10 protein-coding genes are annotated in these 14,491 nt (G+C 64.0%); 3 read left to right on the forward strand and 7 right to left on the reverse strand.

Annotation, left to right across the window (positions count from 1 at the left end):
* Positions 1-119 precede the first annotated feature (119 nt).
* Positions 120-2,108 (reverse strand): FAD-dependent oxidoreductase, encoded by a 1,989-nt coding sequence (locus HYR72_24955; GenBank protein MBI1818244.1) that lies wholly within the window; start codon positions 2,106-2,108, stop codon positions 120-122.
* 167 nt (positions 2,109-2,275) lie between these two features.
* On the opposite strand from HYR72_24955, the gene HYR72_24960 reads away from it, so the two are divergent.
* The 3 genes from HYR72_24960 to HYR72_24970 all read left to right on the forward strand — a co-directional run bounded on the left by HYR72_24960 (position 2,276) and on the right by HYR72_24970 (position 4,998).
* The gene (locus tag HYR72_24960; protein ID MBI1818245.1) at positions 2,276-3,625 is read left to right on the forward strand and encodes an FAD-dependent monooxygenase; all 1,350 of its coding nucleotides are present in this window, start codon (positions 2,276-2,278) and stop codon (positions 3,623-3,625) included.
* A gap of 39 nt (positions 3,626-3,664) precedes the next feature.
* Positions 3,665-3,916: an AbrB/MazE/SpoVT family DNA-binding domain-containing protein gene (locus HYR72_24965; GenBank protein MBI1818246.1), complete on the forward strand. Its 252-nt coding sequence runs from the start codon at positions 3,665-3,667 to the stop codon at positions 3,914-3,916.
* A gap of 503 nt (positions 3,917-4,419) precedes the next feature.
* Entirely contained in the window at positions 4,420-4,998 is a 579-nt protein-coding gene (locus HYR72_24970) for a hypothetical protein (GenBank protein MBI1818247.1), read from the forward strand.
* Positions 4,999-5,015: 17 nt separating this feature from the next.
* Here HYR72_24970 and HYR72_24975 read toward each other — a convergent pair whose 3' ends face one another.
* From HYR72_24975 to HYR72_25000, 6 genes are all read right to left on the reverse strand, one after another.
* Positions 5,016-6,929 carry an acyl-CoA dehydrogenase family protein gene (locus tag HYR72_24975; protein MBI1818248.1) on the reverse strand — a complete coding sequence of 638 codons (1,914 nt, stop codon included), beginning with the start codon at positions 6,927-6,929 and terminating at the stop codon, positions 5,016-5,018.
* Between the two features lie 132 nt (positions 6,930-7,061).
* A complete protein-coding gene (locus HYR72_24980) occupies positions 7,062-7,712 on the reverse strand; it encodes a methyltransferase domain-containing protein (GenBank protein MBI1818249.1) in 651 nt (216 codons plus the stop codon).
* Between the two features lie 9 nt (positions 7,713-7,721).
* Positions 7,722-8,108 carry a hypothetical protein gene (locus HYR72_24985; protein MBI1818250.1) on the reverse strand — a complete coding sequence of 129 codons (387 nt, stop codon included), beginning with the start codon at positions 8,106-8,108 and terminating at the stop codon, positions 7,722-7,724.
* An 80-nt stretch (positions 8,109-8,188) separates the two neighbouring features.
* Positions 8,189-9,970, reverse strand: coding sequence for an acyl-CoA dehydrogenase family protein (locus HYR72_24990; protein ID MBI1818251.1), 1,782 nt, complete (start codon positions 9,968-9,970; stop codon positions 8,189-8,191).
* Positions 9,971-10,084: 114 nt separating this feature from the next.
* Positions 10,085-11,371, reverse strand: a complete 1,287-nt coding sequence (locus tag HYR72_24995; GenBank protein ID MBI1818252.1) for a TolC family protein — start codon at positions 11,369-11,371, stop codon at positions 10,085-10,087.
* The gene (locus HYR72_25000; protein MBI1818253.1) at positions 11,368-14,481 is read right to left on the reverse strand and encodes an efflux RND transporter permease subunit; all 3,114 of its coding nucleotides are present in this window, start codon (positions 14,479-14,481) and stop codon (positions 11,368-11,370) included. Before HYR72_25000 ends, HYR72_24995 begins: the two co-directional genes overlap by 4 nt.
* Positions 14,482-14,491: the final 10 nt, after the last annotated feature.

Consider the following 14,491-nt stretch of genomic DNA (forward strand, 5'->3'; position numbering starts at 1 on the left):
CCAACGTCCGCTGCGAAGGCAAAGAGGCCTCCCGATTGTGGATTGCGGATTTGAGATTGCGGATTCGGAATTCGGAGGTGCGCTCCGTCATTCCGCAATCCGCAATCAACAATCCGCAATCAAAGAGTTCGTCCCGCCATGTGGCCGTCGAAGATCGCGCGGTCGGCGAGTCGGACAGCTACGGCGTCCCCGATCCGTATGACCTCCGGCACCTGATCTTTCAGCGCGAAGTACAACTCGTCGTTGGGTAGGCCGTTGGTGCGAATCACGACCGTATCGACTCGCTCGATCTGCTCGAGCTGACGCGACAGCGTATCCACTAGCGTGACTGCGTGATCGCCGATCATCCCCAACGCGGTGTTCGGACGCCAGCGCATTCCCGCCCGCACGGCCCGTGGAAGCGCGTAGCCCATGGTCTCGCGATCGAGATTGATCGGCATCGGTAGCGTGGTCACGACCGTTACGTTCGCGCCCCTGGACGCGAGCAGCTCGCCGAGTCCGATCGCTTCAATGTGTCCAACCGCATCGAAGATGATGATCCGATCGCCGAGCGTGTCGGCCGCGAGCAGCGCTTGCTCATGATCGATCACGAAATCTTGCTCCGAGCCGGCCACCGGCATCGGAAAGAACTTTGACGTGCCGAGCTTGGTCGCCCGCCCGCCGGTCGCGACCACAACCGCGTCGGCCTTGAGCGCGAGCACCGACTCGGCGGTCGCATTGGTGTTGAGCTGGATGTCGACGCCGCGGCGTTCGCACTCGCCGACGCGCCAATCGGCGAAGTCGGCGAGTTCGGCGCGGCCGGGAAGCTTTTGCGCCAGGCGAATCTTGCCGCCGAGCTGTGCGCTACGTTCCAGCAACGTGACCCGATGCCCGCGCGCCGCCGCCACCCACGCAGCTTCGAGGCCACCCGGTCCGCCGCCGATCACCACCACGCGCTTCGGCTGCGTGGCGGGACGCAACGTTCCCAACCCGAATTCCGCATCGCGGCCGACGGCCGGATTCGTCACGCAGGTGATCGGCAGACTCTGCGTGAGGTTGCCATAGCAGCCTTGGTTACTGCCTGTGCATCGCCGGATCGTCTGCGCGGCGCCCGCGCGTGCCTTGTTCGGCCACTCGGGATCGGCGATCAGCGCGCGCACCAACGTCACCGCATCAGCTTCGCCGCGTTCGAGAATACCTTCCGCTTCGTCCGGCAAAAGAATGCGGTGCACCGCGAACACCGGCACACGCGGCACCGCTTGCTTCACCTTGTGCGCAGCATAGACACCCAACAGGTGCGGCGCATACATCGGGCGAACCATGCCGAGGCCGGAGAGGCCGACGCTGACGTTGAGAAAGTCGACAACGCCGAGCGCGGCGAAGCGCGCCGCGAGATCCGCCGCGTCATCAGCGGTGAGGCCTTGCTCGTAACTCAACTCTTCGTCGCCAACCAATCGCAGCCCCACCGCGATCTTCGGACCGACTGCATCTCGAACGGCGCGCAGCACTTCGACCGCGAAGCGCGTGCGGTTCTCGACACTGCCGCCGTACTCGTCGGTGCGCTGATTGCTGCGCGGTGAGAGAAACTCGTGGATAAGGTAGCCGTGCGCGGCATGAATCTCGATGCCATCGAAGCCACCGGCCGCGGCGTTGCGAGCCGAGCGCGCGAAGTATTCGACCAGCTCGGTGATCTCGTGACGTTCGAGCATCTTGGGCGCCTCGGTCGAGTTGACCACGTGCGACGGCGACAGCACCGGCAGCTTCGACCACGCGCCGAAATTGACCCCACCGTTGTGCGCGAGCTGGATGAACGCCAGCGCACCCTGCCGATGCACGGGTTCGGTCACGCGCGTGAAATGCGGAATCGCCGCTTCGTCCCATGCCGCCGCGTTGTTAGTCATCTGATACGCGGTGCTCGGATGTACCTGCGTCTGCCCGACGATGATGACACCGGCGCCACCTTGCGCACGGTCGGCGACGTACCGCCCCAGCCTTTCGCCGTGGAAGCCCGGCTCGCCCCACGTCCGCGACGGCTCGGAGAACATCGTGAAGTGAGCGCCGAACACGATGCGATTGCGTGACTCAACCGGACCGATCTGTAGCGGAGAGAACAAGCGCGGATACGGCATGCGACCTCACGACCTCGCCCGGACCGTATGGAGGCTGTCGCACGACGTCAAGCACTGCGCTGACCCGCATTCCCCTGAGTCCGGGCATCAGGCCGCAGCGCGCAAGTGAGACGCGGCGGAGCGATCGAACGTTCGTTGTCCGCAACCCGACGTGGTACGTTTCGACGATGGCTGATGCCGATGTCATCATCGTCGGGTTTCGTTGCGCCGGGGCACCGCTCGCTCTCGCCCTGCATCGGGCGGGGGTGAAGGTGATCGTCGTCGATAGCGCGCCGTTCTTCACCGACCAGCCGATCTCCACGCACGCCATCCAGCCGTACGGCATGAAGATGTTCGACAAGGTCGGCCTCGGCGATTTGGTGCGAGGGCTGGCTCCCGCCAATCGCGCGTTTCGGTTCCAAGTGGAAGACAGCTACATGCAACTCGATCTCGAAGGGACCGAGTTGGAGTCCCACTCTCCGCGACGCTCGAAGCTCGACCCCGCTCTGCAGAATGCTGTCCTCGCCGCCGGCGTCGATGCGCGAGAAGCGACGCGCGTGATCGGTCTGTTGCGGGACGGCGAACGTGTCAGCGGCGTCCGCGTGAAGAATGCCAATGGTGAGTCGGACCTGCGTGCAGCGCTAGTCATCGGCGCCGACGGGCGCAACTCGACGATCGCCAAGATGGTCGGCGCCCCGACGTACTTGGAGTCCACCGCCCAGAACTGCATCTACTGGAGTTATTTCGAGCAGACGCCCGTCTTCACCAATGACCCGCGCTACAAATGGGGCGCGTGCATTCACCTCGAAGCACAGGAATCGCGCGCCGTCTTTCAAACCGACTCGGGCTTGCTGTTGATCGCCGGCGGTGGACGGCGGGAAGTCGTGGAACGCTGGCGGCACGATCCCGAAGCATCGCTGTGGGAGCACCTGCGACGCGGACGACTAACCGCCCCGCTCATGGAAGGAACCCGGATGGTCGCCAAGCCCATCGGTGTCTTGTCCCTCCATTTCTTCATGAAGCAAGCCGTGGGTCCCGGCTGGGCGCTCGTCGGCGACTCGGGTTTGCACCTCGACCCGACGCCCGGGCTTGGCATCACAGACGCGGTGCGCGATGCCATCGCGCTCTCCGAAGCGATCATCACCGGTGGTGACAGAGCGATGAATCTCTACTGGCGCCGCCGCGACGCGGACTCGCTCGGCCTCTATCACTTCGCCGCCGACATGGGCTCCGAAGACTACGACAATCCGTTCACGCGCATGATGTTCAAACACGCGCAGAACAGCCCGGCCATGGTGAAGAGCATGTACCGGATGATGGACCGACAAGTGCGTCCACAGAACATGATCTCCCCGGCCAAGGCGCTGGGTTGGCTGGCGGCCGAGAGCTTCGCGGGCAACTTTGCGCCGTGGGCCCATCTCGGCCGCACGTTGCGCTTCGGCCGCACGATTGGTCGTCAACAGGCCATCCTCGATCGCGCCTTGGCGAAGGCGGAACGCGGCGATCTGGATACCAGCGTGCCGTCGCTTCCGCAGTGATCTGTAGACCTTCCTTACTCAATTCCTTACCATGATCGCATGAAGGCCACGGCAACGAGTAAAGGACAGACTACGATTCCACTGCCCATTCGCCGCAAGCCCAAGCTCAACAAGGGGACCGTTCTGGAGTTCGATGAACGGGTGGATCATTTGAAGGCGACAAAGTCTGTCGACGCCACCCGCATGCGCGGTGCGATCGGCATCGCGCGCAAAGAGCTGGGAGAGAAGAGCGTGGCGCAATGGATGGAAGCGCTGCGCGAGCCGGCAGATCTGCCGCGCCGCCGGCGATGATCACGGCGATCGACACGTCGGTACTGATCGCTATCGCGAAGGGTGGGCCGGATGCCGTGCTGTGGGTCGATCTCCTCGCTGAAGTTCATACTGATGGCGAGCTGGTCATTTGCGATGTGGTGGCGGCCGTTCTTTGCGGTGCTCCTCGATGGAGCGGAAGTTTGCCGACAGCCTGTCGACGCTCGGTATCGTGTCAGCCCAACTTCACTCGAAGCGGCTCGGTTGGCCGGTCGAATCTTCAAGACCTACCGTCGCCAGGGCGGGCCACGAGAACATCTTGTTCCAGATTTTCTGATTGGCGCCCACGCGCAACAGCAGCCCAGTCGCATCGCTGCGATCGACCGCGGCTTCATGCGACGCTACTTCCCTCGGCTCCGAGTTCTGCAACCGCGCTAGGCGACGCTGGGAGACACATCTGGAAGCCGAGAGGCAACAACATTGTTGCACCAGCAGAGCCGCTCGACTAAGCAGCACCCACCAACGCTTCACGACGGAGGTTCGCCATGGACAACGCTCGCACCGAGATCCTCGAAGGTCTGAATGTGTTTCGCGCGCTCGAAGCGTGGGGCGCGACGCTGTATGCCGCGTGGGCGGCGGACGAACCCGATGCGCGGCTGCGCGCCGGGCATCTCATCATTGCCGAGCGCGAAGCCAATCACGCGCGCCTGCTCGCCGAGCGCATCCGCGCGCTCGGCGGCGAGCCGGGACCGGCCTGCGTCGATGCGATCCTGGTGGAGCAGTTGGCGGAGCTGAAGGACCTGAAGGGCTTCGTCTCGCAGCTCGACGGGCTGAAGCACGTGACCATGCGCGATGCCAGACGCATGGCCGGTTGCCAGCACGCGCTCGATCGCGGCCGCGAGGCGGCGAAGGAGAGCGACCCGGCGACGTACGCATTCCTGGCGCAGCTCTATAGCGAAGAGCAGGTCAGCGGCAGTTGGTATCGTCACACCTACAGCGAACTCACCGGCCGCCGACCGCGCAGCGACACGTTGCCGGTGCTCAGTGGCGAGCAGGTTGTGCGGCGCGCTCAAAGTGCAAGCGGTCCAGCCGGCCAGGCGACGGCCTGCAGCGCCGTCGCGTAGTTTCACTGACGCGCCGGCTACGACCCGGCCACCGCGGTCTTGATCGGCGACTCCTCGCGCCGCGGCGCACCGAGAGCGTGCGCCTTGTACGCAAAGTCGAGATTGACGATGCCGTCGGTCAACAACGGCTGCTCACCTTTCATGACGCTGGCGGCGAGCGCGTTCTTGCGCGCGTCGTCGTTGCTCCACAACTCGTGGAACAACCGCTTTACCTTGCGGCGTGAGGATCGGCAGAAGAGATCGGCAAGCTGGATAGCGCGCTCGGCTTCGGGGTGCCCGGCATCGAGCATCTGCCGCGCGCGCGATAGCGTGGCGGTCATGGCGAACAGCTCCATGACCACATCCACGCAGCGAAAGAGGAAGCCTTGCTTGCGCTCCATCTTGGCCTGGAAGACGAGCATGCCGTGGAAGCTCTCGCGCGCCAACTTGCGGCAGCTCCGTTCCACCGCGCGTACATGTGTCGCCAAACGGCCCCAGTCGCCGTATTGGAACGGTGCGCTGAACCCACGCAGCCACAACGGCGGATACCACTGCGCGTAGTACGCCAGGATCTTGGGCACGACCGCGAACTTTTCGCCCGCGCTCTTCTTCGGATCGATAAAGGTGCCGGCAACCTGGAGATGCTTGTCGACCGCCTCGCGGGCCATGAACAGGTGCATGATCTCGCTCGCACCTTCGAAGATCAGATTGATGCGGCAGTCGCGCATCAGGCGCTCGACTGGCACCGGGTCCTCGCCGCGCGCCAACAGCGACTTCTCCGTCTCGTAACCGCGACCGCCGCGGATTTGCAGCGTCTGATCGACGATCTCCCAGCAGCGCACCGTGTTCCATTCCTTGGCCGCGGCGGCTTCGAGGCGGATGTCGTATCCGCCGCGATCCGCCATGCTGCTCGCCAGCCGCGCGATGGATTCCATCGCGAAGATGGTTGCCGACATGTCGGCGACGCGGTGGCTCACGGACTCGTGCTTCCAGATGGGCACACCCCACTGGGTCCGTTCCGTACACCATCCTTCGAGCGTCTCGATGCAGCGCTTGGCAATGCCAGTGCAGGCGGCCGGGAGAGAGAGGCGGCCGGTGTTGAGTGTGACCAGAGCGATCTTCAGCCCCTGCCCTTCGGTACCGATCAGATTCTCGCGCGGCACGCGGACATCGCGAAAACTGATGACGCCGTTAGCCAGCGCCTTGAGCCCCATGAAGCGACAGCGATGCTCGACTTTGACGCCGGGGGTGTTGGCCTCGACAACGATGGCGCTGATCTTCTTGGTCTCCGGATGTCGCGCCATCACCACCAGCAACTCGGCGATCGTGCCGTTGGTACACCACAGCTTCTCGCCGTTGAGGATGTACATGTCGCCGTCGCGCTCGATGGTTGTCGACAGGCTGGCGGGGTCGGACCCGGCGTGCGGTTCGGTGAGCGCAAAGGCGGAGATGGTGCCGCTGGCACAGCGCGGGAGATACTTTTTCTTCTGCGCTTCGGTGCCGAACAGCTTCAGCGGTTGCGGCACGCCGATCGACTGATGCGCCGAGAGCAACGCAACGACGTTGCTGTCGTAGCTGCCGAGCAACTGCATGGCGCGGCAGTACTCCGACACCGAGAAGCCGAGGCCGCCGTACTCCTTCGGAATCTTGATGCCGAAGGCGCCCAGCTTGGCCAGTCCCCGCACGACGCTCTCTGGATACTCGCCGGTCTCGTCGATAGCGATGGAGTCGACCTCGGTGCGCAGGAACATCTCCAGGTCTTTGTAGAACTTCGTGAACTCGGGGTTCTCCCGCGGCTCGACGGGGAAAGGATGCACCAGCGGAAGCAGGAAGTTGCCCAGGAAGAGCTCGCGCAGGAACGTGCGTCCGGCCCATTCCTTTTCGCGGGATTCCTCCGCGACCCGGCGTGATTCTTCTTCGCTCGTGACGTGACCCTTGGTTGCGTCGCTCATTTCGGCCCCCATTTGTGCTCAGTGCGCTGCGGACTGTCGTCCACCTGTCAGCAATACAAGCGTGGTACTCTTGCCCTTTCGAGCGGCGGTTTTCAAATCGACAACCGTGTTGGTGGCCAGAGCACCGCAACGTCAATTCGCGAGCTTCACTGCACGGATCAGTTCGGTGACAAGAGCGAGCTGAACAATTCGTTCGCACAGGTCGATCTGAAACCGCGCACGTTCAATCGGTCCAGCGAGTTCCACGCCACGGCAACCGCCAACCCAGCCAGGATTGATCCGGTACAGTCGCTGCCACAGCTTATACGTGACGCTCTCGGCCGGGGCGAGACTGGCGATGATCACGCGGCCGCCCGGACGCAGCACCCGATGAAACTCCGAGAGGACACGTTCGAAGTCTGCTTCGGGGAGCAGGTCGAACATGTAACAGTTGAGCACGACGTCGAACGACCCAGCGGGGAAGTCGAGTGCACCAGCGTCCCCCTCGCTCAAGCGCCAGTTGGTTGCGCCGCTACGCGCCGCTCTTGTCCGGGCCCGTTCCAGCATAGCCGGGGTGAGGTCGATACCTTGGTTGCGGCCGTGCGGGTTGTACCGCAGGAGCTCGGCGAACAGCAGGCCGGTGCCGACTGCGACTTCGAGTACCGTCTCCCCGTCGCACACGGCCGCAAGATCAAGTACACGCCGCCGCGCACGTGACTCCGTCAGCCGCGCCCACACATCGTAGAAAGGAGCCGTACTCGTGTAGACGCGGCGGACTTCGGCCTTCTCCAGCACCCGCGTCATGAGCCGAGCCTACGACTCGTGGGCAAGGGTTGCGACCGCGGCGCTGATTAGCGCCTTCAAGTCTTCCAGATCGGTTGCCGAGTTAATTTCCTTGGCATCGACGAGCGGGGAAAGCAGGCCGCGTCGCCCGACACGAAACACGGCGGGTAACGGCACGCCGGCATACGCGGGGAACTTCCGGTGAAAACGGTCACGCAGCTCGAAGCCGACCGCCACAGGAAGCGATTCGATGAAGCGCTTCCATTCCTGCTTCATCGTGAAGCGGTCGTAAGTGATATCGCAGAGGCGGCACGGATAGGTCTCGGGGGATCGCACCCGGTGTATGAAGTCGGACACCAAAGCGATCAGCGTCAAGTCGACGTTGTATACGAAGAGAATTTTCCCGGGCTCCGCCATGCGCGATACTTCTTACAGCAGCAACGCGCGCGGCGGGTCAAGGCGGGGCGCAGAACGATTTGCTGCCAGCCCGAGGCCTCCTACCGCAAGAACACCGGACCGAGCCCGCGGGCTACCAGCGCTTCGCTGATGCGGGTCTTCACCGCGATGGTGCGGATCGGCATGTGCGGGACGATCGCTTCGAGCGCGAGATGTTTGCGAAGCTCGTCGCCCTCGAACTCGTTGACCAAGATGCGACGCGCGCCATCGATCACTCGCTCGTTGGCGGAGGCGACAAACACGTTGGTCATGGCCAGGCGCAGATCGTTGTCCTCGGTGGTTCCGTGGCCAACGAGCAGGCGCGTGCGGTTGACCACGCTGTCCATGGCGTAGGCGTCGATGATCATGTTGGCGAGAATCTCGAGGTGTTGTTGCTTGTCCTTGAGCGAGTCGAGGCCGCGCTCGATCAGCAATCGCGCCGTGTAGGCGATCACCCGCTTGGCGACTTCGGCGCAGCGGATCTCGCGCCGCAGCGGACCCTCGACGGCCGGCGGCCACGCCGCATGATCGGCGACTTCCCGCTCCACCTGTTGCAGGAAGTCGGGGTATGGCAGACGCCCCGTGCCGATACGCTTCACCAGCGTCGCCGGAATGATCAGCCGATTGATCTCGTTCGTGCCCTCAAAGATGCGATTGATCCGCGAGTCGCGGTAGTGACGCTCGACCGGATAGTCGGCGGTGAAGCCGTAGCCGCCGAGGATCTGGAGCGACTCGTCGGCGACGAAGTCGAGCGTCTCGGTGCCGAACACTTTCAGGATCGACGCCTCGATGGTGTACTCCTCGATCGCTTCTTCCACGAGCCGGCGACTGGCATCGGGCGCGTTCTTGTCGATCGCCGCGGCCGCGTCGTCCATCAGACCCGCGGTGCGATAGCTCATGCTGTCGGCGACGTAAATGCGCGTGGCCATGTCCGCCAACTTGCGCTGGATCATCCCAAAGCTGGCGATCGCGCGGCCGTGCTGGTGGCGCTCACCCGCGTACGCAAGCGCGATGCGGAGACAATCCTTGGCCGCTCCGCCGGCGCCCGCGCCGAGTTTGAAGCGACCGATGTTCAGAATGTTGAAAGCGATCTTGTGACCACGGCCAATCTCGCCGAGCACGTGTTCGGCGGGAACCAGCGCATCCTCGAGAATGAGCTGTCGGGTCGATGAACCGCGAATGCCGAGCTTGTGCTCCTCCGGGCCCGTGCTAACGCCTGGTGTCGTCCGCTCCACGAGAAAGGCGGTGAACTTCTCGCCGTCCACTTTGGCGAACACTGTGAATAGATCGGCGAAGCCGGCGTTGGTGATGAACTGCTTGGTGCCGCTGAGGCGGTAGGCGCCGCCGCCCGGTTCGAGCACGGCGCGGGTTTTCGCTGCGAGCGCGTCACTGCCGGCTTGCGGCTCGGTAAGCGCATATGCAGCGAGCCACTCGCCGGTGGCGAGCTTGGGAAGGTAGCGCTGCTTCTGCGCTTCGGTGCCGTAGTAGACGATCGGCAGCGTACCGATACCGGTGTGCGCCCCCCACGACACGCTAAACGACGCGCACAGCGCGCCGCGCTCCGACACCAACATCGACGTCGTCTTGCGCAGCCCGAGCCCACCGTACGACTCGGGGATGTCGACCATGAGGAGTCCAAGCTCGCCGGCGCGCTTGAGCAGCGCGGGCAAGAGGCCTTCCTTCTTCGCTTCGATCTCGTCGAGTTTGGGTAAGACCTCGTCGCGCACAAACGCCTCAGCGGTTGTGGCATAGAGGAGATCGTCTTCAGTAAAGTCGGCACCAGTGAACTGCGGCGTCGAGCCGATCGGGGTTACGAGCCAGCTCCCACCAGGTACTGCGCTCATATTCACCTCCCTCGCTGGTCTACGCCGGTGGCGTGCGACGCACAAGCGTGCGGGGTCCCGAGCAAGGGGTGGATGGCGTCCCTTCATCCCGGGAGAAAGCCGCGCCTTCTTGAATCAGTTCCCGTCCAAATCCTTTCCAATCGCCTTCTCCAGGTGTGTCAGCGTCGAGCGCGCGGCGAAGACCGTGTCGAGGTAGTCGGTTTGTGTCGAGGTGTACGTCCGTTCGGCGTCCAGCAACTCGATCAGCGAGGCGGCGCCGATGCGATACGACGCCTCGGCGGCATCGACGGTGATCTTGGCGCGATCCAGGTAGCCACCTTCAAATGTCTGCTGCAACCGCTGCGCGGCGCGGTACGCAGCGACCGTCGTTTGTACTTCCTGCGCGATGTCCAAGCGCAGACGCACCAGCCTGTTGTCGGCTTGGCGCAAAGCGATATCCGCCTTCGCGATCTGCGCTTGGTTTTGATTGAACAGCGGCAGCGGAACGCTGAAGCCAAAACCCAAAGTGTTGCGATTGTCGCCGCTGGTTACGAACTGACTGCGGGTGTAGTCGACCCCGACACTCACGTCGGGATAGCGTTCGCGCCGTGCCAGCTCCAGCGCAGAAGCCGCCTGCTCTCGTTCGTGCTGCAGCGCGGCCCAGTCGGCGCGATTGGCAAATGCCGCCGCGAGCAGATCCGCACCTTCGATCATGGCCGGCGGCGCCGCGAATTGCCCACTTGCCGCGACGGCTGACCCGATACCGAGTAAGCGGCCAAGTAACTCGCGGCTCTCCACCAACCCGCGCTGCGCGTCCGCCACCTGCGCATGATACTTGAGCTGTTCGAGCTGAATTTTGCGCAACTCCGCTTCGGAGATATCGCCACTCTCGAAGCGCCGTTCGTTGAGCGACACGATCTCCTGGTAGCGCTTCTGGTTGTCCAATACGAAAGCGAGTTGCCGCTCGTCGTGCAATGAATCGTAGAACGCGACCTTCACCGCCGCGCGCAACTGGCGCAGCGTATCGCGGGCTTCCGCTTGCGCCGTCACCACGCCGGCCTCGGCCCCGGCGATGCGCAGATCGCGCTTGCCCCACAATACGAGCGGCTGATCGATGCGCACCGTACCGCCCACAGTCTCGCCGGTCGACAAGCCAGCCGGATTGGTGTGCCCGACCGCAAAGTTGTTGGCATCGAGGCTCAACGACGGATTGGGAAACAACTTCGCGCCCAAGTGCTCCGCCTGCGCGGCCTCTACCTGCAATCGCGCACCCAGGTTGTCCGGATTCTGTGATGCCAGGAGATCCAACGCCTCAGGGAGCGTCACCGTCCGCGCTGCAAGTTCTTCATCGGCACGCACGACGGCCGACGCCAGCAACACGACTGCCACAACGGCCAGGACCGGCGTGTGCTGTCGACTCATACCATGACCTCCGCACCAACTTCGGAGGGCTGCGGCGCGAAGCGCTCACGAATCCGCGCCGCCCAGTAGTAGCTCACGGGCAGGACAATCAATGTCAGAATGGCAGCCGAGATGGTGCCGCCGACGACCACGACCGCCAATGGTCGCTGCGTTTCGCTACCGATCGCATGCGAAAACGCGGCGGGCAGCAGACCGAGCGACGCCAGCAATGCGGTCATCAACACCGCACGCAAGCGGTCGTGCACGCCCGCAACCACCGCATCGTAGAGCGTGCCGGTCTGTTCGCGCCGCCGGGCGCGAATCGCGGCGACTACGAGCACGCCGTTGAGCACCGCTTGCCCGAGCAACGCGATGAACCCCACCGCCGCGGCAACCGACAGGGTCATTTGCGCCAGCGCCAAACCGAGCACGCCGCCGATAAGAGCGAACGGCGCGTTGAGCAGGATCAACGTCGCATCCCACACCGATCCGAAGGCGGAAAACAGCAGCAAGAACGTGATGAGCAGCGCCAACGGGATCACCAGCCGCAAGCGGGCCATCGCGCGCTGTTGATTCTCGAACTCGCCGCCCCAGGTCAGCTCGTAGCCGGGAGGCAGGGGCACCGCCGCGTTCACTTTCGCGCTGGCTTCCTCGACGAACGAACCGAGATCTCGTCCACGGACGTTCATGCGCACGCCGACGTAGCGCCGGCCATTCTCTCGTGTGATTGCGGCGCGCCCCAGGCCCATCTGCACGTCGGCCACGGCGGAGAGCGGAATCAGGGCACCGTCCTTCAACGGCAGCATGACTTTGCGGATCACGCTCGCATCCTGCCGGGTCGCGGGCGGCAAACGCACCGTCACGTCGAAGCGCCGCTCGCCGTCCCACAACTCGGCGGCGAGTCGCCCGCCCATCGCCGTTTCGATGTAGTCTTGCACATCGGCGAGATCGAGGTCGTAGCGCGCCAGCGCCTGACGATCGATACGGATCGCGACTTGCGGCAGCTCGCCCGACTTCACGATGCCGAGATCGGCGACACCGGGGACGCCGGCGATCGCGTCCTTCGCACGCTCCGCGGCGTCTTGCAGCGTCTGCAGGTCGTCGCCATAGATCTTCAAGGCAATCTGGCCGAACTGGCCCGAGATGTTTTCGCTCACATTGTCGCGAATCGGCTGCGACATGTTGAATTCGATACCCGGCACTTCCTGCAGTTGCGTCGCGGCATCGGCAACCAGATCTTCCAGACTGTGCAGCCCAGGCCGCCACTGATCGAGGGGCTTGAGCTTGACGAAGATTTCAAGATTGTTCGGCAACGTCGGATCAGTTCCATCTTCCGGACGGCCGAGTTGACTGAGGCACTCGGTGACCTCGGGCACTCGCCCGAGCAAGGCCTTCAGACGCGGCACCATGCGCCGGCCCTCGCTCAGCGACATATTGCTCGGCAAGGTGAAGGTGACGTAGAGCGCCCCCTCGTTCAGCTCGGGGAGAAACTCGGAGCCGAGTCGCGGCAAAAGAATTCCGGCGGCCAGCAGCGAGCCGATTGCCAGCGTCAGCACCGGCAGCGGATTGCTCATCGCGAAATTGAGCACCGGGTCGTACAGGCGCCGAGCATAGACGAGCAGCGGCGACTCGCGATGGCGACGCGGCCGACGCAACGCGTAGTAGGCCAACACCGGCACCAACGTGAAACTCACCAGCAGCGCCCCCAACAAGGCGCTGACGACGGTGTGCGCCATCGGCGCGAAGATGCGCCCCTCGACCCGCTGCAACGAGAAGATCGGCAGATACGCGGCGATGATGATGAGCAACGCGAACAGCGTCGGCGTCGCCACTTCGCGCGCCGCTTCATAGATCCGGTTCGCCACCGTCTCGCCGCTCCCGAGTTCTCCCGTCGCAGCGCGATGAAAGAGATGCTCGACGAGGATGACCGCACCATCGACGATTATGCCGAAGTCCACTGCACCCATCGACAGCAGATTGGCCGACATGCCGCACGCGTAGAGATAGAGGAACGAAGTCGCCAGCGACAACGGGATCACCAGCGCCACGATCAACGAGGCACGCACGGACAGGGTGAACAAGAAGAGGACGATCGTGACCAATGCCGCGCCTTCCGCCAAGTTGCGGAACACAGTTTTCAGCGTGGTGTTGACGAGATCCGTGCGGTCGTAAAACGGGTTGAGGTGCACGTCCTTCGGCAGGATACGGTCATTGAGATCGGCGACGCGCTCGCGCAGCGCTTGCAAGACCACCGTGGGATTCTCGCCCCGCCGCATCAACACGATGCCTTCGATCGCGTCCTCGTTGCTACCGCGACTGACGACGCCTTGGCGCGGCGCGAAGCCTTCACTCACGATTGCGATGTCCCGCACCGCAACCGGCACTCCGTCATGGAACGCCACCCGCACCTGCTCGATGTCGCTCACGTCGTTCAAGATGCCGAGGCTGCGGATCACGAAGGTCTCCGCCCCGCGTTCGACGTAGCCGCCGGTCGCGTTGCGGCTGCTCTTCTTCAGCGCGTCGAATACGTCCGACAGCCCGACGCCCAACGCCGCCATCCGGATCGGGTCGGGCTGCACGTGAATCTCGCGCACCAAGCCGCCGTACGACACCACATCCGCCACGCCGGGTACCTGCAACAACTGCGGCCGCACCACCCAGTCTTGCAGCGTCCGCAGCGTCCTCGGATCGGTGTGGCTGCCGTCGAGGGTGTAGCGATAGACTTCGCCGATGGGCGTCGCCTGCGGCCCCAGCGCCGGCTGAATCCCCTCGGGCAGCTCCGCTTGCGCCACGCGTTCGAGTACGCGCTGGCGTGCCTGAGTCGGGTCAACGCCATCGCCGAACGTGAGCGTGACGAACGACATTCCAAACAGCGAGATGCTGCGCAGCCGAAACAGGCCAGGCGTACCGTTGAGTGTGCGTTCAAGCGGAATGGAGACTCGCCGCTCCACTTCTTCGGTCGGTTGGCCGGGAAACAGGGTGATGACCTGGACCTGCGTATCGGTGGGGTCGGGGAAGGCCTCGACGGTGAGATTGCGGAAGGAGTAGTAGCCGCCGGCCGCGATGGTCACCGCCAGCACGATCGCCGACAAGCGGTTGCGCAGCGAGTAGTGCAGGAGTCGGTCGAGCATCGGATCGTGC

This window comes from Deltaproteobacteria bacterium (assembly GCA_016178705.1).
GTDB lineage: Bacteria > Desulfobacterota > Binatia > HRBIN30 > JACQVA1 > JACOST01.

What these genes read in the sequence shown, in the direction of transcription:
- HYR72_24955 (MBI1818244.1), bottom strand. Translation starts at nt 2,108, where the DNA reads ATGCCGTATCCGCGCTTGTTCTCTCCGCTACAGATCGGTCCGGTTGAG.
- HYR72_24960 (MBI1818245.1), top strand. Translation starts at nt 2,276, where the DNA reads ATGGCTGATGCCGATGTCATCATCGTCGGGTTTCGTTGCGCCGGGGCA.
- HYR72_24965 (MBI1818246.1), top strand. Translation starts at nt 3,665, where the DNA reads ATGAAGGCCACGGCAACGAGTAAAGGACAGACTACGATTCCACTGCCC.
- HYR72_24970 (MBI1818247.1), top strand. Translation starts at nt 4,420, where the DNA reads ATGGACAACGCTCGCACCGAGATCCTCGAAGGTCTGAATGTGTTTCGC.
- HYR72_24975 (MBI1818248.1), bottom strand. Translation starts at nt 6,929, where the DNA reads ATGAGCGACGCAACCAAGGGTCACGTCACGAGCGAAGAAGAATCACGC.
- HYR72_24980 (MBI1818249.1), bottom strand. Translation starts at nt 7,712, where the DNA reads ATGACGCGGGTGCTGGAGAAGGCCGAAGTCCGCCGCGTCTACACGAGT.
- HYR72_24985 (MBI1818250.1), bottom strand. Translation starts at nt 8,108, where the DNA reads ATGGCGGAGCCCGGGAAAATTCTCTTCGTATACAACGTCGACTTGACG.
- HYR72_24990 (MBI1818251.1), bottom strand. Translation starts at nt 9,970, where the DNA reads ATGAGCGCAGTACCTGGTGGGAGCTGGCTCGTAACCCCGATCGGCTCG.
- HYR72_24995 (MBI1818252.1), bottom strand. Translation starts at nt 11,371, where the DNA reads ATGAGTCGACAGCACACGCCGGTCCTGGCCGTTGTGGCAGTCGTGTTG.
- HYR72_25000 (MBI1818253.1), bottom strand. Translation starts at nt 14,481, where the DNA reads ATGCTCGACCGACTCCTGCACTACTCGCTGCGCAACCGCTTGTCGGCG.